The sequence below is a fragment of the Streptomyces sp. NPDC050842 genome (assembly GCF_044456565.1).
Lineage (GTDB): Bacteria > Actinomycetota > Actinomycetes > Streptomycetales > Streptomycetaceae > Streptomyces.
This window is the reverse complement of sequence record NZ_JBITGA010000001.1, coordinates 502,375-520,230: the sequence shown is the minus strand read 5'-3', so window position 1 is coordinate 520,230 and position 17,856 is coordinate 502,375. Positions and strand designations below refer to the sequence as shown.

Genomic DNA, 17,856 nt, shown 5'->3' with positions numbered 1-17,856 from the left:
CAAGGGGAGTGACGGGCCATGCTGATCGGTGAGGTGGCACGGCGGTCCGGGGTCAGCGCCCGCATGCTCAGGCATTACGACTCGCTCGGCCTGGTGCGGCCGACGGGGCGTACCGACGGCGGCTATCGCGAGTACTCCGGCGAGGACATCCGGCGGATCTTCCACATCGAGAGCCTGCGCTCGCTGGGCCTTTCGCTGCGCGAGGTGGGGCGTGCACTCGACGATCCCGGCTTCGCGCCCTCGGAGCTCGTCGCCGACCTCATCCGCCAGACGCGGGACCGCATCGCCGCCGAGACGGAGCTGCTCACGCGGCTCCGCCGGATCGACGCCGCCGAACCCGCCGGCTGGGAGGACGTCCTCCGGAGCGTCACCCTCCTCCAGGCCCTGGGGTCGAAGAGCGCCGGGACGCGGCAGCGCGCGGCCCTTTCCTCCGTCGAGGGTGCTTCGGTCCCCGTGGAGGCGCTGGTCGAGGCCGCCTTGAGCGAGACGGATCCGAACGTCGCCGGAGCCCTGCGCTGGGCGCTGGCCCAGGGGGTGGAGGCGGGCGGGCCCGCGCTCCTGGCGGAGGGCCTCGGCTCACCGGTCGCCGCGGTGCGGGAGCGTGCCGTCCGGGCCCTCGCCGAGTTCCCGGACGACGAGGCGACCGCCCTGCTGCGGGACGCGCTCGCGCACCCTGACGCCGTGGTCCGCAGATACGCGGCGCTGGCTCTCGGGGCGCGTGGTCTGCCCGACGCGGTCCCGACGCTCATCGACATGATCGTCGAGGAGGCGAACGACGTCGACGCGGCCGACGCGCTGGGCGCGCTGGCGAGCCGTCCCGAGGCGGCGGACGAGATCGCCGCCGGGCTCGTCGACCGCCTCGCCCACGGCACCGCCCGGGCCTCCGCGCGCCGGCGGCTGGCGCAGGCCCTCGCGGACATCCCCGGAGAGACGGCGTCACGCGCCCTCGCGGAGCTGTCGCACGACGAGGACCGGTCCGTCGCGCTGACCGCGGCGTACGTCGTCCAGCTGCGAAAGGCGCGGTAGCGGGCACCTCAACGGGCCGCCGTCACGCTCCGTGTCCGCCGTTCGCTCGCACGGGTGGATCCCGCCCGAGGAGGGCGGCGACCGGGTCGAAGATCGTCGTACGCTCCGCCGGTAACCGTTCGCTGGAACAAGGGAGTTGTGGTGTCCACAGCAGTGGTGGTCGGTGCCGGACCGGGGATCGGGAAGGCCGTGGCCGCGCGGTTCGCGCGCGAGGGGTACTCCGTCGCCGTGATCGCGCGGACGAAGGAGACCGTGGCGCGGGTCGCCGGGGAGATCGGGCGGGACGGCGGCAGGGTGCTGCCCCTGACCGCCGACAGCACGGACGAGGAAGGCCTGCGGGCCGCCCTGGACACGGTCGGGGAAGAGCTCGGTCCGGTCGACGCGGCCGTCTACAACGCCGCTCTCATCCGGCGCGACGGGCCGGGGGAGCTCGACGCGCGGGGGCAGCTGGACGCCTGGGCCGTGAACGTGGTGGGCGCGCTCACCACGGCGAGCCACGTGGCCCCGGGCATGGCCGAGCGGGGGCGCGGAACGATCCTGGTCACGGGCGGAATGCCCCGGATCAACCCGGGCTGGGTGAGCCTGGGCCTCGGAAAATTCGGCGTCCGGACCCTGGTCGACCTGCTCGACGCGCAGTACGGTCCGGCCGGGGTCCACGTGGCCTCGGTGACCGTCCCCGGGGCCGTGGCGCCCGGTACGGCGTACGACCCGGACGACATCGCCGAGCACTACTGGCGCCTGCACGGCCAGCCCCGGGACGACTGGGAGCGCGAGGTCGTGCACGGCGGCGTACCGGTGGCGCGATAGGGCCTGTCCGGACGGCCGTACGCGCCGCGCGACCCCCGCCGTCAAGGCGTCCTTTCCGGCCTCCGCGCCTCGGGACCGCCCGGGAACACGCCCTGAACACGTCCCGCGCATGCCCGAACCCGCCAGGACAGGAAAGCAAGAGCCCCCTCGGTCACGCACCGACGGGGCTTCAGCCATGTCCGGAGCGACCCGGCATTCATGAATGTTCCATGAACTACGCAGTGCGACAGAGGTCGCACCCCCTTCTCGTGGATATACACGATGCAGGAATCCTTGTTCGATCGGCGCTGACGCAAATCCAACTGCCGGGCGTCCGAGCTCATGGAGCAGGATGAGGATCATCTGTGCAGAGAACCGGCAACGGTCCTCAGGAAAGGAGAACTTCATGCCCCGCCAGCCTCAGGGCAACTGCATATCTCTTTCGGCGGCACCGGGACGATTCACATGAGCGCTGTCCTCCTCGACCCGCCCGGTCCCGTGCGCACCCTGCGCACCGGAGAATCCGACCTGCACCGGGGATTCCACGCCTGGGGCGATCTCGTCACGGACACCTGCGGCCCGCTGCGCGTCTACCGCACCGAGCCCGGTCATTTCGAAGGGGCCATCGCCACGGGCACGTTCGGCACCGTGCAGATCGCCGAGGTCCAGGCCGGCCCGCACGCCGTCGAGCGCACCGCGCTGCTCGCCACCCGGGCGGCGACGGCTCCGCTCTACCTCGCCTGCGTCCTGGACGGCGAGGTCCGCGTCCGGCAGGGTGACATCACGGCCGTCGCCCGGGCGGGCAACCTCTTCTGCTACGACAGCTCCCTCCCCTTCACCCTCTGGATGCGACAGCCCATCCACATGGTCACCGTGAAGTTCGACCACCACCTGGTCGACCTCAGGGCCGGGGCCGAACACCCGCTGCGGGCGGCCACCTGGTCCGGCTCCGAAGGGGCCAGCGTGCTCCTCGCCGACCTGCTCCGCAGCGCCGCGCGGAACATGTCCCGGCTCGACGCGGCGATCGCGGACCACCTGGGCAGCAGCGTCGCCAGCCTGGTCGGCGCCGTCTGCTCCGAGAAGCTCGGCGAGGCGGTGAGCGACCCCGTCCTGGCCCGCCGCGCCCTGCTGCACCGGATCAAGACCTTCGCCCGCGCCCGCCTCGGCTGCGCCGAGCTGAGCCCCCGGCTGCTCGCCAGAACGCACAAGATCTCGCTGCGCTACCTCCAGCTGCTGTTCCAGGACGAGGACAGCAGTCCCGCCCTGTGGATCCGCAACGAGCGGCTCCGCCGCTGCCGGGACGACCTCTCCGACCCGCGCACGGCCCATCTGACGGTGGCCAACATCGCGGAACGCTGGGGCCTGGACAGTGCCTCGCACTTCAGCAAGCTGTTCCGCGAGCGCTACGGGGTGGCGCCCCGCGAGTGGCGCCGCCAGTCGGCGCGCGGCCTCCCCTAGCCGTTCGGCGCGCATGCCGAACCGGTGTGCGCAAACCCGTTATGCCGCATGCGTGTTCGCGCCAGCGGCGACGACGGGAAACCAGGAGACTGGAGCCCGATTTCACAGGTTTTGCGGTTCGGTTCCCCCATGTTCCGGTCCACACCTTCCGCATTTCTTCTCACGCCTGTTCCGATCGGTTTTCCCTCTGTAAAAGAACGGACATCATCCGCGCCATTGAACGGGGTTCGCTCGAATGTTGTTTCCTGCGAGAATCGGCATCATCGGAGGCGGCGCCTCCGCCGTATGCCTCCTCGATACTCTGAGCCAGCGCGACGAAATTCCCGAGTCGGTCACGGTGTTCGACCCCTCCCCGCACCTGTGGCGGGGCCGTGCCTACCAACCCGACGCGGCGACCCTGCGGGTGAACGCCCCACCCGAGGACATGACCGTGCGGGCCGGCGACCCGGAACACTTCACCCGGTGGCTGGAAGCGCGGGCCGTGGTCCTGGGCACGCGCACCGACCACGTCGACGCCCGGTCGGGCATCACCTTCCCTCCCCGCGCCCTGTACGGCGACTACCTGGAGCAGTGCGCCCGCAGCGCGCTGAACCGGCTCGCGGCCCGCGGCTGCGTCATCCGGCTGGTCCGGGCCGCCGTGGTCGACGTGGCGCGCGAGGACGGCGCCCTCGTCGCGTACACCGCCGACCGCACCCCGTACGCCCTCGACCACGCCGTGCTCTGCGTGGGCACCGGGGAGCCGGCCGATCCGCACGGGCTGACGGGGACTCCGGGGTTCGTCGCGGATCCCTACCCGGTGGTCCGGCGGCTCGCCGGCATCGGCGAGCGGGACCGGGTCGTCGTGGTCGGCAGCGGGCTGACCGCCGTGGACGTGGTGCTGCACCTGACCGCGGCCGGGCACACCGGCGAGATCCTCATGGCCTCCCGGCGCGGGGTGCTGCCGAGCGTCCGTCAGCGCCCGGTGGAACGCGAGCCGCGGTACTTCACCGCCGCACACTTCCGCGCCGTCGCCGCGCGGGGCGAGCGGCTCTCCGTCGACGACGTGGTCACCCTGATGGGAGCCGAGCTCGCGGACGCCGGATCGGGGCTCGACTCCGTCGCGGAGGAGATCGCCACGTGCGGCACCGAGGACCCCGTCGCCCGGCTGCGGCGCCAGTACGACCTCGTGGACGGCGCCGACCCGGGCCTGCGACTCCTCCAGCGCGCCGTCCCGGACACGGGACCCGACGTCTGGCCGCTGCTGCCCGAGCACGAGCGGACCCGGCTGCTGCGGGACCACTACCGGACCGTGATGAGCCTGTGCTGCCCCATGCCGCCGGCCAGCGCGGCGACGCTGCTCGACCGGGCCGACCGGGGCCGGCTGCGGATCGTCCGCGGCGTCGAGCGGATCACCGCCCGACCCACCGGGGGCTTCCGCCTGGTCGGCGACGCCGGCGTGCAGGACGCCGACGTCGTCGTCAACGCCGTCAGTCCCGCCGCGCACCGCGTCCCGCACGGGGCGTCGGCGCTCGTCGACGCCCTCTCCCGCAGGGGGCTCGCCGTCCGGCATCCGCGCGGCGGCGTCCACGTCGCCCGGTCGACCAGCGGGCTGCTCGCCGCCGGCGAGACCGACCGGCGGATCCACGTCCTCGGCGACCTCGCCTCCGGGTCGCTCTTCTTCACCTTCGGCGTGCCCTCCCTCGTAGACCGGGCCGTCGACATCGCCGACGCCGTCCACGCGGAGGCCGCCCGCACCCCCGTCGGGTCGGCGGACCCGGTCCGCGCCCTGTGACCCGCTCCGGCACGCACGCCGCCCCACGCCCCCACCCCTTACCCCTCTCCCCCGGCCGGACTCCGGCTGCCCCACACGACCGAGGAGCCCCCGCATGACCGAGAGCGCGACGCAGGAACGGGCCGACTACCTGGCCGACACCCACACCGGTCTGCCCCTGCCGACCGAACCCGTCTTCGACTCCGTGCAGGACGACCGCAGGCACCGCAAGCAGCGGCTGACCGCCGCCCTGCGCCTGTTCGGCAAGTACGGGTACGGGGAGGGCGTGTCGGGGCACATATCGGTGCGGGATCCCGAGGGCGACGACCTGTTCTGGGTCAACCCCTTCGGCGTCCCCTTCAGCCGGGTGAAGGTCCGCGACCTGATCCTCGTGAACTCCGAGGGCCGTGTGGTCGAGGGCCGGCACCGGCTCAACCCCAGCGCCTTCGTGATCCACTCCGCCATCCACCGCGCCCAGCCGGGCGCCGTCGCCGCCGCGCACGGACACACCCCGCACTCGCGGGCGCTCGGCGCGCTCGGCAGGCTGCTCGAACCGCTCGACCAGGAGTCGGCCGCCTTCTACGGCGACCAGGTCCTCTACGGCGACTACGAGGGGCCGTCCATCAGCCTCGCGCAGGGCGAGGACATCGCCGCCCGGCTCGGCGACAAGCGGGCGATCCTGCTGCGCCACCACGGTCTGATCACCGTCGGCGGCTCGGTCGACGAGGCCGTGCACTGGTTCTTCACGTACGAGGCCGCCGCGCAGGTGCAGTTGCTCGCGGCGGCCGCCGGACAGGTGAAGCCGATGAGCCACGAGCAGGCCCTGGCGGCCCGCGACGGCTTCGGGGACCGTCATCTCGGCTGGTTCAGCTTCCAGTTGCTCTGGGACGAGATCGTGCACGAGCAGCCGGACCTGCTCGACGAGTGACCGGAGCCGGGCCGGCCGGGCCGTGCACCCGGCCGCCCCGGCCCCACGAACGACACGAGAGGCCGCTCCCCCGACCGGGGAGCGGCCTCTCGCGCACAGGCACCTGACCGCCGGAGCCCACTCCGGACCGGTTCACGGATCCGGACCGGTCACGGATCCGGACCGGGTCAGCGCGCCGGCCGGCCGGCGGACTCGGCCGTACGGCCGGCCGCCTTCTCGGTACCGCTCCCCTCGGGGGAGCCACTCGCCGGGGAGCCACTCTCCGGGGAACCGCTCTCCTGGGAGCCGCCGTCCGTGACGCGCGCGGCCGGGGCGGCGCGGCCGGCCCGCCGCCGGGCGGCGACCGCGGCGATCGGCACCGAGAAGGCCGAGACGGCGGCGATCAGGACGATCACCCAGGTGCCCTGGTGGTATCCGGTGAGCGCCTCGGCGTGCGAGGGGCTCTCCTCACCGCCCATGCGCACGGTCACCACGGCGAGCACGACCGCGGCACCCACCTGGTAGCCGGTCTGCAGGATGCCCGCGGCGAGGCCCTGTTCGGACTCGTCGACGCCCGACGTGGCCGCCACGTTGGCCGCGGTGAACGCGAACGGGAAGCCGACGCCGATCAGCACCATGCTGGGCAGGATGACCCACCAATAGGAGGAGGCCTCGCCGACCCGCAGGAAGAGCAGGAAGGCGACGGTGTAGGCGAACATGCCGCCGAAGACCGGCCAGCGCAGTCCGGTGCGGCCCAGCCACTTCCCCGCACGGGGCGCGAAGGTGAGGATCATGAGGCCGATCGGCAGGAACGCGAAGGCCATCTCCAGCGGGGACCAGCCCCGATAGGACTGGAGGTAGAGGCTGCCGATGAACTGGTAGCTCATGTAGGTGCCGAGGATCGCCGCGGCGATGAGGCTGGCGCCCACCAGGGACTTGTTGCGCAGCAGGCCGAGCCGGAGCAGCGGCTGCGGGCTGCGCGACTCGATCGCCACGAAGGCGGCGAGCAGCAGGGCCGCGGCGGCGAGGACGCCGAGCGTGACGCCGGAGAACCAGCCCGTGGACGGGGCCTGCACGATCCCGTAGACGAGGAGCAGCATGGCGGCGGTGACCGTGACCGCGCCGGCGGCGTCGAAGTGCCGCTTGGTGCCGTCGTGCGCCGGGTCCTTGGGGACCAGGATCAGGGCGCCGACGAGGGCCGCGAGGGCCACCGGCACGCCGAGGACGAAGGTCCAGCGCCAGCTGGCCTGGGTGAGGGCGCCGCCGACCACCACGCCGATCGAGTATCCGATGGCGCCGCAGGCCGTGTAGATGCCGAGGGCCCTGTTCCGCTGCGGTCCCTCGGGGAAGTTGCCGACGACGATCGAGAGGGCGGAGGGGGCGGTCAGTGCGGCGCCGATGCCCATCACGAGCCGGCCGACGATGACCAGGAGGCCGCTGTTCGCCAGTCCGCCGAGGAGTGAGCCGGCCGCGAGGACGGTGAGGCCCACCAGGAACACCCGGCGCCGGCCGAGCAGGTCGGACATCCGGCCGCCGAGGAGCAGGAAGCCGCCGAAGCCGAGGACGTACGCGCTCACCACCCACTGGGCGGCGGACGTGCTCATGCCGAACTCGTCCTTGATCTGGGGGGTGGCGATGCCCACCATGATGTTGTCGAGCGCGTCGAGGGAGAACGCTCCGCACACCACCACGAGCATCAGCCATTCCCGCAGGCCCCACCGCACACGGGCCTCGGGACCGCTCGGGCCGGGTAACGCGCCGTCCGTCGTGGCGTCGTCCGCGATAGTCATGAACTGGATCTCCTTATCGGACCGACCGTAGAGTCGAGGGCAGGACGGAGTGACCGCGGCTTTCCCCGTACGGGGGGCAGCGGACAACACCACTTCTGTACTAACCTCTACAGAAGAGGCTAACGACCGGCTGATCGGCCGTCAAGGAGGACATGTGGCCCGCACCGGACGCCCCCGCAGCTTCGACCGGGACGCCGCACTGCACACGGCGATGCTCGTCTTCTGGGAACGCGGGTACGCCACCACGTCGACGACCGACCTCAGCGCCGCGATGGGCATCAACCCACCGAGCCTGTACGCGGCCTTCACGAACAAGGAGCAGCTGTTCCGGGAGGCCATCGAGCTCTACGAGCGCACCGAGTCGGAGGCCTCGCGCCGGGCCATGGACGAGGCCCCGACGGTGCGCGAGGCCGTCGCCGTGCTCCTGCACGAGAGCGTCGACCGGTTCACGACCGCCGACAAGCCGCGCGGCTGCATGATCGTGCACGCCGCGAGCAGCTGCACCACCGACCACGAATCCGTACGGGACTTCGCGCTGCGCTGCCGGGCCCGGACGAAGTCCACGCTGAAGTCCCGGCTGGACGCCGCCGTGGCGGGCGGGGAGCTCGCCGGGGACACGGACACGGACCGGATCGCCGCCTTCTACACCACGTTCCTCAACGGCCTCTCGTTGCAGGCGCGCGACGGAGCCGAGCGCGACCAGCTGCACGAGCTGGTGGACATGGCGATGTCCGTCTGGAGCCCCCGGACCGGTCCGCTGGTCGCCGCGTGACGCGGAAGCGCGCACGGCCCCGGCCGTGCGCGCTTCGCTACCGTCGACGGCCCTCCGTCACCCGACCTCCGTGATCTTGTCCAGCCAGGCCCGCGTGGCGTCCGGCGACTTGACGGCCTCCCACATGTCGGCCGGGTGGTTGAAGTTGGCGACGAACGCGTCGGCGACGCGCTGATCGGCCGTGGCGGTCACGAAGATCCCGCCCACGTGCTCGACCGGCGGCGCGACGTTGAGGTTCGACCAGGCGACGACCGGTTCGGCGATCCGCCACAGCCGCTCGGCCACCCGCTCGGCGAACGCCTCGTCGAACGGACCGCCGGCGACGATGAGCTCGGCGATCTCGAAGGCGCTGCGCGAGCCGAGGTTGGCGCCCTGCCCGGCCAGCGGGTCGTTGACGATCCAGGCGTCCCCGAGGGCCAGGGCGATCCGGCCGGAGTCGAGCGCGGCCCAGCTTCGGCGCACCACCGGGGTGAGGCCGCCCTGGATCACGTCGCCGGGGCGGCGGATCCCGAACTCCCGGTCGGAGATGCGTTCGCGCAGGTCCGGCGCGTACTCGGCGACGAGCGACAGCAGCGTCTTCTCGAAGCCCGCCGGGTCCTCCAGGTGGTCGTAGGAGGCGAGTTGCTCCAGCGCGCCGCCCGGCAGGCCTTCGATGACCATGCCGTGCACGGGTCCGTCGGCGGTGAGGATCCGGGTGGAGAAGATCTCGCCCGCCTCGGAGACCTGGAAGTGGATGTGGCCCGGGTCCACGGGTGCGATGCCGTGGAAGAGGCCGGCGGTCAGGGCGCGCTGGGGGGCCGTGTACGGCGAGCGCTCCGGGTCGCGCGGGAACAGACCCGTGGTGGCGGCCCGTCCGGTGGCGACGACGACCAGGTCGTGGTCGCGGGAGATCCGGTCGATCTCGGCCGCGTCGGGCCGGAGGACGACCACGCGGCCGCCGCGCTCCAGGTAGTCGGCGGTGAGCGTGGGCAGGTAGAGGCGGAGGTCGACGCCGCTCGCGGGGGCGTCGAGGCGGCCGAGGAACTCGATCCCCGGCTCCCCGCGGGCCACGAGGCGGACGCCGAGGGTGTCGTCGTCGCCTCCCTCCCAGTGCGAGACGCCCAGCTCGCGCTCCCGGTCCCGGGTCTTCCCGAACCGGACGGGGAGGCTCAGCGGGCGCCCCGCCGCGAGCTCCTCGGTGCTGCGCTCGGCGTAGACCGTCGTGGTCACCCCGGCCTGCTGGAGCCGCAGGGCGAGGTGCAGGCCGGAGATGCCTGCGCCGACGATGGCGATGTCTGACATGGTGCTCCTTGCTCCTTCATGGGTCGGACGAGCGGGCGAGGCCGTCGGCCGGCGCGCTCAGGCGAACTGCGGGAGGACGTGCTCGGCGAACAGTTCGAGGGAGCGGCGGGCCCGGTCGGCGGGCAGCCCCGGCGCCCGGCCGAAGAAGATGATCCGTTCGACGTCTCCCAGCGGCTTGATCCGGTCGCGCAGCCCCTCGGCGACGACGTCCGGCGGCCCCACCAGGAACAGTTCGCGCGGCAGGTCGTCCACGGACGGCAGGCCGGGGTTGCCGAACCACTCCTGGAACTTGTTCAGCAGGTACCAGTAGTGCTCCCTGATCTCCTGCCAGCCCTCCTCGGCGTCCTCGCAGACGTAGACGCCCGGGGTGACGATGGCCGTCAGGCCGAACTCGGCCGGATCGTGCCCGTGCTCGGCGAGGGTGCGGCGGTACAGGTCGAGGATCTCCGGCGGGGTGCCGAGGTCGGGCAGGAAGCGCAGCCCGTGGCGGCCCGCCCGCCGCGCCGCGGCCTCGCTCCCGCCGCCGATCCACACGGGCGGCGGGCTCTGCGGGACCGGGGTGACGACGACGTCGTCGAGGGCGAAGTGCTTCCCGGCGTACGAGAACGGCTCCCCGGTCCAGGCACGGCGGAGGATCTCCACGGTCTCCTCGGTACGGGCGCCCCGCTTGGCCCGGTCGAAGCCGAGGGCCTCGAACTCCTTCTCCCGGTAGCCGGGGGCCAGTCCGAGCTCCAGCCGGCCGCCGGAGAGCAGATCGGTGACGGCCGCGTCCTCGGCGAGCCGCAGCGGATGGGTGAGGCCGGCGAGGACCATCGCGGTGCCGAGCCGGACCCGGCTGGTGCGGGCGGCGATGGCGGCGAGCGCCGGGAAGAGGGAGGGCAGGTAGCCGTCGTCGGTGAGGTGGTGCTCGGACAGCCAGACGGACTCGAACCCGAGGGTCTCGGCGTCCGTGGCGAGCGACAGCGTCTCCTCGTAGACGTCGGTCCAGGGCCGCCGCCACCCGGCCGGGTTGCGGAAGTCGAGCCAGATGCCGAATTTCACTGTTTCTCCTCGGAGTTCGAAGTGGTTGCGGTCAGGTCTGCCGGGTGCGGCGCGGTGCCCGGGTCAGGATTCGGAGAGCGCGCGCGGGCCGCCGTTGACGAACACGAGCGGGGGCCGCCGGTGCCGGCCGCCGGTGGCCAGCACCTCCCCGATCAGGACCGTGTGGTCGCCGGTGTCGTGGCGGTCGTACAGGGTGCACTCGAGCCAGCCGGGCGCGTCGAGGACCAGCGCCCCGGTGCGCTCCCCGGGCGAGGCCGTGCAGGTGAGCAGGGCTCTGGCCCGGGTCTCCCGGTCGCCGTCCAGGGCCTCGGCCATGTCGATGCCGGCGACGTCGAGGATCGACACGGCCCAGACCTTGGTGGTGAGCAGCGTCGCGAGGACCTCGGAGTCGCGGGGGACGGCGAGGGAGACGAGCGGCGGGTCCAGGGAGACGGAGGTGAAGGAGCGGACGGCCACCGCGTCGTGGCGCCGTCGGTCCCCCTCCTCCTCGTACGTGGTGACGACGCAGATTCCGGTGGCGAAGGTGCGCATGGTCGCGGTCAGGTCCGGGGACATGTCAGGCCTCTCGGTGGGGGAAGGGACGTGGTCAGTCCGGGGTGCCGGGACGGCGGGCGGCGAGGGCCGAGCGGCGGAGCTTTCCGGTGGCGGTCCTGGGCGCTTCGCGCTCGGTGAGAGCCTCGGTGAGGGCCTCGGCGCGCACCCGGCCGGCCCCGAAGCGGTGCCGTACCCGCTCGCGTACCCGCTCCGCCGCCTCGTCCGGCGAGACGCCCGGCCGGGGGCGGAAGAACACCGTGAGCCAGGCGGAGCCCGTACCGTCCGTGGCGTCCGTTCCGTCTGCGGCGAGGCGGCGGGCGACCGTGAAGGACGGGAGCACGCACGGGAGTTCCTCGACGGCATCCTCGATCTCGTGGCCGTGCCACCGGGTGCCGCCGGCCTCGATGAGGCCGTCGGCCCGGCCGGTGACGGTGAGTTCGCCGTCCGCCACGAAGGCCAGGTCGTCGGTGACGAGCCAGCCGTCGTCCGAGAGCGGTGCCGGGCGTGGCACCCCGCCCACGAGGTACGTGTCGGCGACCGGCGCCCCGGTGACCTGGAGCCGTCCGACGACCCCCGCCGGCACCACCTGCCCCGCCTCGTCCACGACCCGGACGGAGACGCCGGGCTGCGGTCTCCCCACCGGCACATGGCGCCGGGGAGGACCCGCGGCGGAGCGGAAGACGCTGTCGACGACGCCGGAGGCCGTCTCCGGCATGCCCCACCCGGGGTGCACGGCGGTGGCGGGCAGTCCATGGGGGGCGAGCGCCTCGACGAAGCGCCGGACGACGCGGTCCTTGACCGCCTCGCCGCCGTTCATCACATAGCGGAGCCGGCTCAGGTCCCAGGACCGTAACGGTTCCTCGGCGAGCCGGTCGACGAGGACCGCGAGGACGCGGTTGGGCGCCCAGGTGGTGTCGATCCGCTCGGCCTCGGCGACGTCGAGCCAGCGCAGGGGGTCGGCGCGGACCCATCCGGCGTCCGCGTGCACCTGGTGACAGCCCAGGTAGACGTCCCGCACGTGGAACATGACGATCCCGCTGACGTGGTCGAGCGGCATCCGGTTGAGGCTGCGGGTGTCCGGGCCGAGACCCCGCGCGAGGGCGGTTCCGTGGGCCCGGGCAAGTATCTGACGGTGGGTCAGCGGCACGGCCTTGGGACGGCCGCCACTGCCGGAGGTGAGGGTGAGCACCGCCGGGTCGTCGGGCCGCCGCTCCCCGACCGCCTCGCGGACGCCGGTGGTCGTGCGGTCCCCCGCGTCCACCCGCCCGAGCGGGCGCAGCCCCGGAGGGTGCGGGCCGGTCGGCTCGTCGCCGAGCAGCCACGCCTCCCCGACGGCGTCGACCGCCTCGGCGAGTCCGTCGGCGCCGGAGCCGTACGCCACGGGCAGCGGGACGAGCCCGCCGAGCACGCACGCCCAGAAGGCGGTGAGCAGGTCGGTGGTGCGGTCCGTCCGGAGGATCACCCGCGCGCCGGGCCGCGCACCCGCGGCGGCGAGCCCCGCCGCCGCCCGGGCCGCGTCCTCGTACAGCTCGGCGTACGACCTGCGGACGGCCGTGCCCGTGCCGTCGATGACGACGACGCCGTGCGGGGTGCGCGCGGCGCGCCGCAGCGCCTCGCCGAGCGTGCCGACCGCGGGTGCCGGCAGCGGCCCGCCGCTCAACTCGGACCGGTCCGCCCCCTGCTCCCCCTCCGCCCGGTCCGCCGTGGCCGTGGCGGCGGATGGTCCGCCGGTCTCCGCGCACGGGTGTCCGCTCATGCCACGATGCCCAGACTGAAGGGGTTGGACGGGGTGCCGCCGAGCAGGTGCGCGCCCGCCGACTGGAGGACCTGGTCCTGGGCGATGACGTGCTGGCGCATCGTCGTCAGGTCGCGCAGCCAGCGGTCGAGCGGGGAAGGCCGGTAGACGGCCGTCGTCGCCACGAGGTCGTAGAGGCGGGCGACGATGGCGCGGGCCACCCGGAAGGCGTTGACGCGCGCGAGGACGGTGTCCACACGGTCGTCGCGGCCGATCTCGCCGCCCTTCTCCAGGATCTCCGCCTGCCTGCGCAGGCTGCCGTAGACGGCGTGCCGGGCGGCGCCGAGCTCCATCTCGGACTCGGCGATGGCCATCTGTACGCGGTACGTGTCGGCCCACGGCGTGGCGGCGGCGCGATCGGTGCGGCCGGCGGCCAGCTCCCGTACGTGGTCGAGCGCGGCCCGGGCCACGCCGAGCGGCACGCCGGGCATGTTGCGCAGGATCGCCTCCGCCGTGGAGTGCGGCCCCTCGACGCGCGGGGCGCCCAGGCTGAAGGAGTGCTCCTCGGGGACGAAGAGGTCCTTCGCCTGGTAGTCGTTGCTGCCGCTACCGGCGAGGCCGGTGGTGTGCCAGGTGTCGAGGACCTCGAACGCGTCGCGGCGGGCGAGCATGATGCGCCAGTGCCGGGGCGAGCCGTCGGGTCCGGCCTCGGGCCGCCCGTCCTGGTGGACGAAGCAGCCGGCCACGACCCAGTCGGCGTGGGTGATGCCGCTGCCGAACCCCCAGCGTCCGGTGACCCGGTAGCCGCCGGGCACCCGCTCGGCGCGGCCGAGCGGCAGGATCAGTCCGGCCGTGATGGCGTCCGGGTCGCTCAGCTCCTCCCGCGCGACGGACTCGGGCAGGAACTGCGCGTAGAGCGGGGTGTCCATGCCGATCATGGCGCACCAGGCGGCGGAGGCGTCGCCGCGGGCGAGGGTCTCCACCACCTCCGTCTGCTGGACGGAGTCGAGGCCCGGGCCGCCCTGTTCGGTGGGCACGCCCATGCGGAAGACGCCCGCGTCACGCAGCTTCTCCACGACCGTGTCGGGCAGCCTGCGGGCCCGTTCGATGTCGTCGGAGAGGCCCCGCAGCACCGGGACGAGGTCCTCGGCACGCCTGAGCAGCTCCTCCGGAGTGGTCGGCCGGGTGGGTTCGGGACGCCGGGCGGCGACCTCCTGTGAAGTGACCATGTGCTGTAGTCCCCTGTCTCACTGGTGTCCGGTGGTCTCCGCGGTCAGCGGTAACGTCCCGGCGCTATGGCGTTGTTGGGGTCGAGTACGGCTTTGAGCCGACGGGTCAGGGCGAGGGCTCCGGGATCGACGGCGAGGGCGTCGCGCCGGTGGGCGTGGTCGACGTCCAGCCGGTACGGCGCGAAGCCGGCGTCGGCGAACGAGGTGTGGAGCAGGTCGAGGGCACGGTGGGCACGCTCGGGCGCGTCCCCCTCGCGGGAGAACTTCATCGCCACCACGCAGTCGATGAGGTCGGGTCCGAGGAGGTGCAGCGTCGCCGAGAGGCGGGTCCCGGTCGCGGCGGCCGCCTCCCGCAGCAGCCCGTCCGCGCGGGAGACGTCGGCGCCGGTGAACGCCAGCAGCGGGAGGAAGAAGACGAACCCGGCCTCCGTGTCGACACGGTCCGCGGGCACGCCCATCTTGGCCCGGAAGAGGACGTCGGCGATGTCGGGGTCGCCGGCGTATCCGCGCTCCACCAGCCGGGCGACCTCGTGGTTCGGGTGGGCGGGGTCGATCGCCTCCGTGGCCGTCACCTGGGTGAACAGGCCCGTACGGCGGGCCTCGGCGGTCAGGATGCCCGTGAGGGCCTCGACGGCCTCGGCCGTGCCGTCGACGGGGAGGTGCACCAGGAACTCGCCCTCGGTGCCGCCGTACGAGCGGGCGGCCGCCGGGTCGTAGATCCGCGGGACGCCGCGGGTGAGGCCCTGGGCGACCCAGCGGCGTACGGCGTCGGTCGCGGCGCTCAGCGCGGACTGCGGGAAGTCGAGCCGGACCACGCGCAGCGCCTCGGGCCGGGCCGGCAGCCGGATCACCGCGGCGGTGACCACGCCGAGGGAGGACTGGACGAAGAGCGGCAGCGGCGACGGGCCCAGACCGTGCGGGTAGACCGGTGCGGTGCGGTCCGCCGTGGGCCACCAGCCGACCCGTACGGTCTCGCCCTCCGGCAGCACGACCTCCAGGCCGGCGAGGTCGTCGGTGCGCTGGCCGCGCAGGCCGACGCCGCGGTCCAGGGCGTTGCCGAGGACGCTCGTGGCGGCGGCGGAGACCGTGACGTTGACGAGGCGCGGGGTGTGGGCGAGGAGCCGGGAGAGATGGCCCTGGGTGACACCGGGCTCGACGACCGCCCAGCCGGCCTCCAGGTCCAGCTCACGGACCCGGTCGAGGCCGCCGAGGTCGAGGACGACCACGTCGTCGTCGGCCGGTTCGCGGGAGCCCAGGCCCCAGTTGCGGCCGGTGCTGACGACATGGAGGCTGCCCGATTCGGTCTCCCTGGAGAAGAGCTCGACGAGCTCGGGGACCTGTCCGGCGCCGGTGGGCCGCAGGACGGCGGCGATCCGGCGGGCGCGGAAGAGGCTCGCGTTGGGGCCGAGGAGCCGGGTCGCCCGCTCGTCGTCCTCGGGGCGCAGCACCCGGTCCTCGCCGAGGATCCGGGCGGCCGCGTCCAGCGCCTTGCGCAGCGCGGGGCTCGCGGACGCGTTCCTGGGCGGTTCGGTCATGGTGCTCTCCCTGGCGAGATGGCGATACGAGGACGGGGTCGAGGTCGGGGGCGGTCGGGGTCACGGGCCGGGGGCGGGGGTGAGCGCCCCGTGCAGGAACACCAGGGGGTCCTGCGGTGCGCGCACTCCGGTGGCCAGCACGGTGCCGATGACCATGAGGTGGTCGCCGACGGTGAACGAGTCGGCGAGCGCGCACTCCAGCCAGCCGGACCCCTCGAAGAGCAGCGCTCCGGTGCGCGGTCCCGGCGCTGCCGGCAGGGCGGCCAGCGCCTCCGTCCGGCTCTCCCGGGAGCCGGCGAGGCGGCGGGCGGTGTCCGCGCCGTCCGCGGCCAGGATGGACACGCCCCACCGCCCGGAGGCGAGGAGGTCGGCGAGGAAGGCCGATCCGTGGCGCAGGGAGAGCGACACGAGCGGGGGGTCGTAGGAGACGGGGACGAGCGAGTTGACCGTGATGGCGTCGTGGCGACGCCCGTCGGGGCCGGGGCCGTCCGGTGCCTCGGTCCAGGTGCTCACCACTCCGACGCCGGTGGCGAAGTGCCGCATCACCGTGCGCAGATCGAGTTCCACGGCGTTCCTCCTTCGTTCGCTGTCGGCCCTTGGCGAGAGCAAGTTAAGGGGCGGCCGCCGGGCGACTGTGCTGTCCCCGCGCATGCGCTCTGTCGCGTTCGCGTATGCCCGAAGTGCGCTGATGCGGCACTTGCCGTGCGCGGTCGGCCGAGTACGGGGCACCCGGTTGCGGTCAGACTGCGACGGTCGCGGAGGTGGAGCGGCCGCCGGTGGGCGTGGAGCCGGGGCGGGCGCTCCCGCGCACCGATGATCCGGCCATGAGGGGGGAACCAGTGATTCGCACTGCGGCAGTGGTGGGGACCGGGCTGATCGGCACGTCCATGGGACTCGCGCTGACCCGCCGCGGCGTCCATGTGCACCTGCTGGACGCGGACGAGTCGGCGGCGCGGGTGGCCGCGGCGCGGGGGGCCGGGGTCTTCGGCGCACCTCCCGGCCCGGTCGACCTGGCCGTCGTCGCCGTACCGCCGACGCGGGTGGCGCAGGTGCTGGCGGACCAGCAGGGCCGCGGTCTGGCCCACGCGTACACCGATGTGGCGAGCGTCAAGTCCGCGACGGCGCTGGCGGTCTCGCACACGGGAGTGCACCGGCCGAGCTATGTGGGCGGCCATCCCATGGCGGGGAGCGAGCGGTCCGGCCCGCTGGCCGCCCGTGCCGACCTGTTCGAGGGCCGTACCTGGGTCCTGACCCCCGACCCGGAGACCTCGTCGGGCACGCTCAACCGGGTGCTCGCCGCGGTCGCGCTGTGCGGTGCCGTGCCCTTGGTGATGGAGCCGGGCGTGCACGACCGGGCGGTGGCCCTCGTCTCCCACGCGCCGCACCTCGTGGCGGCGTTGATGGCGGCGCGCCTCGGCGGGGCGTCCCGGGAGGCGCTCGCCCTGGCCGGGCAGGGCGTACGGGACGTGATCCGGGTCGCCGGCGGCGCTCCGACGCTGTGGACGGACATCGTCCGGTCCAACGGTCCGGCGATCGCGGAGATCCTCGGCGACCTGCGCAAGGACCTGGAGGCGCTGACGCGCGCGCTGAACGCGCTGGAGGTGTCGGGGCCGGAGTCGGAGGAGGCCCTGGCCTCGCTCGAGGACCTGCTGGAGCGGGGCAGGGAGGGCTGGGAGTCGGTGTACGAGCCGGGCGGCCGGGTCCCCGTGGAGCGGGTGACGCTGACGGTCCCGCTCGGCGGCGGACCCGGCGAGGTGGACCGGCTGATCGACGCGGCGGAGGGCTCCGGCATCGACGCGGACGGCATCAGCCTGAGCTGGTCCGACACGGACACGGAACTCTCGGCCCTCCTCGCGGCCCCCGCCCCCACGGCCGAGGCGGTCCGCCGCCGCCTCGCCGACGACGGCTGGCGGGTCACGGTCGCGGCGGGTTCATGACGACGCCGCGGCCGTAGCCGCACTTTCCGGAAACGGCCTGGGCGGACTTCGGCCGGGCCAGGGTGCTCGCTCGCG

General features: G+C 73.8%; 15 protein-coding genes. 7 read left to right on the top strand and 8 right to left on the bottom strand.

Features of this window, described 5'->3' with window-relative positions; genetic code table 11:
• Positions 1-18: 18 nt before the first annotated feature.
• The 5 genes from ACIBG6_RS02395 to ACIBG6_RS02375 all read left to right on the top strand — a co-directional run bounded on the left by ACIBG6_RS02395 (position 19) and on the right by ACIBG6_RS02375 (position 5,948).
• Positions 19-1,026 (top strand): HEAT repeat domain-containing protein, encoded by a 1,008-nt coding sequence (locus ACIBG6_RS02395; RefSeq protein ID WP_399220600.1) that lies wholly within the window; start codon positions 19-21, stop codon positions 1,024-1,026.
• Positions 1,027-1,167: 141 nt separating this feature from the next.
• A complete protein-coding gene (locus tag ACIBG6_RS02390) occupies positions 1,168-1,833 on the top strand; it encodes an SDR family NAD(P)-dependent oxidoreductase (protein WP_399220599.1) in 666 nt (221 codons plus the stop codon).
• A 444-nt stretch (positions 1,834-2,277) separates the two neighbouring features.
• Positions 2,278-3,270: a helix-turn-helix domain-containing protein gene (locus tag ACIBG6_RS02385; RefSeq protein WP_399220598.1), complete on the top strand. Its 993-nt coding sequence runs from the start codon at positions 2,278-2,280 to the stop codon at positions 3,268-3,270.
• A 235-nt stretch (positions 3,271-3,505) separates the two neighbouring features.
• The gene (locus ACIBG6_RS02380) at positions 3,506-5,041 is read left to right on the top strand and encodes an FAD/NAD(P)-binding protein (RefSeq protein ID WP_399220597.1); all 1,536 of its coding nucleotides are present in this window, start codon (positions 3,506-3,508) and stop codon (positions 5,039-5,041) included.
• A 94-nt stretch (positions 5,042-5,135) separates the two neighbouring features.
• Positions 5,136-5,948 (top strand): class II aldolase/adducin family protein, encoded by an 813-nt coding sequence (locus ACIBG6_RS02375; RefSeq protein WP_399220596.1) that lies wholly within the window; start codon positions 5,136-5,138, stop codon positions 5,946-5,948.
• 167 nt (positions 5,949-6,115) lie between these two features.
• On the opposite strand, the gene ACIBG6_RS02370 is transcribed toward ACIBG6_RS02375, so the two are convergent.
• Positions 6,116-7,717 (bottom strand): MFS transporter, encoded by a 1,602-nt coding sequence (locus ACIBG6_RS02370; protein ID WP_399220595.1) that lies wholly within the window; start codon positions 7,715-7,717, stop codon positions 6,116-6,118.
• A gap of 154 nt (positions 7,718-7,871) precedes the next feature.
• On the opposite strand from ACIBG6_RS02370, the gene ACIBG6_RS02365 reads away from it, so the two are divergent.
• Positions 7,872-8,489 (top strand): TetR/AcrR family transcriptional regulator, encoded by a 618-nt coding sequence (locus ACIBG6_RS02365; protein WP_399220594.1) that lies wholly within the window; start codon positions 7,872-7,874, stop codon positions 8,487-8,489.
• A gap of 57 nt (positions 8,490-8,546) precedes the next feature.
• Here ACIBG6_RS02365 and ACIBG6_RS02360 read toward each other — a convergent pair whose 3' ends face one another.
• The 7 genes from ACIBG6_RS02360 to ACIBG6_RS02330 form a co-directional block, all read right to left on the bottom strand.
• Positions 8,547-9,770 carry a styrene monooxygenase/indole monooxygenase family protein gene (locus ACIBG6_RS02360; protein ID WP_399220593.1) on the bottom strand — a complete coding sequence of 408 codons (1,224 nt, stop codon included), beginning with the start codon at positions 9,768-9,770 and terminating at the stop codon, positions 8,547-8,549.
• Positions 9,771-9,827: 57 nt separating this feature from the next.
• On the bottom strand, positions 9,828-10,811 hold the full coding sequence (locus ACIBG6_RS02355) for an LLM class flavin-dependent oxidoreductase (RefSeq protein ID WP_329625013.1): 984 nt from the start codon (positions 10,809-10,811) through the stop codon (positions 9,828-9,830).
• A gap of 63 nt (positions 10,812-10,874) precedes the next feature.
• Positions 10,875-11,366: a flavin reductase family protein gene (locus ACIBG6_RS02350; protein WP_399220592.1), complete on the bottom strand. Its 492-nt coding sequence runs from the start codon at positions 11,364-11,366 to the stop codon at positions 10,875-10,877.
• Positions 11,367-11,397: 31 nt separating this feature from the next.
• Positions 11,398-13,101, bottom strand: coding sequence for an AMP-binding protein (locus ACIBG6_RS02345; RefSeq protein ID WP_399220591.1), 1,704 nt, complete (start codon positions 13,099-13,101; stop codon positions 11,398-11,400).
• Positions 13,098-14,309, bottom strand: coding sequence for an acyl-CoA dehydrogenase family protein (locus tag ACIBG6_RS02340; protein WP_399220590.1), 1,212 nt, complete (start codon positions 14,307-14,309; stop codon positions 13,098-13,100). The genes ACIBG6_RS02345 and ACIBG6_RS02340 overlap by 4 nt, the downstream gene beginning before the upstream one ends.
• 44 nt (positions 14,310-14,353) lie before the next feature.
• The gene (locus tag ACIBG6_RS02335) at positions 14,354-15,844 is read right to left on the bottom strand and encodes an FAD-binding oxidoreductase (protein ID WP_399220589.1); all 1,491 of its coding nucleotides are present in this window, start codon (positions 15,842-15,844) and stop codon (positions 14,354-14,356) included.
• Positions 15,845-15,904: 60 nt separating this feature from the next.
• On the bottom strand, positions 15,905-16,411 hold the full coding sequence (locus tag ACIBG6_RS02330; protein WP_399220588.1) for a flavin reductase family protein: 507 nt from the start codon (positions 16,409-16,411) through the stop codon (positions 15,905-15,907).
• A 272-nt stretch (positions 16,412-16,683) separates the two neighbouring features.
• Between ACIBG6_RS02330 and ACIBG6_RS02325 the strand changes: the two genes are divergently transcribed.
• On the top strand, positions 16,684-17,781 hold the full coding sequence (locus ACIBG6_RS02325) for a prephenate dehydrogenase (protein WP_399220587.1): 1,098 nt from the start codon (positions 16,684-16,686) through the stop codon (positions 17,779-17,781).
• The last annotated feature ends 75 nt before the right edge of the window (positions 17,782-17,856 follow it).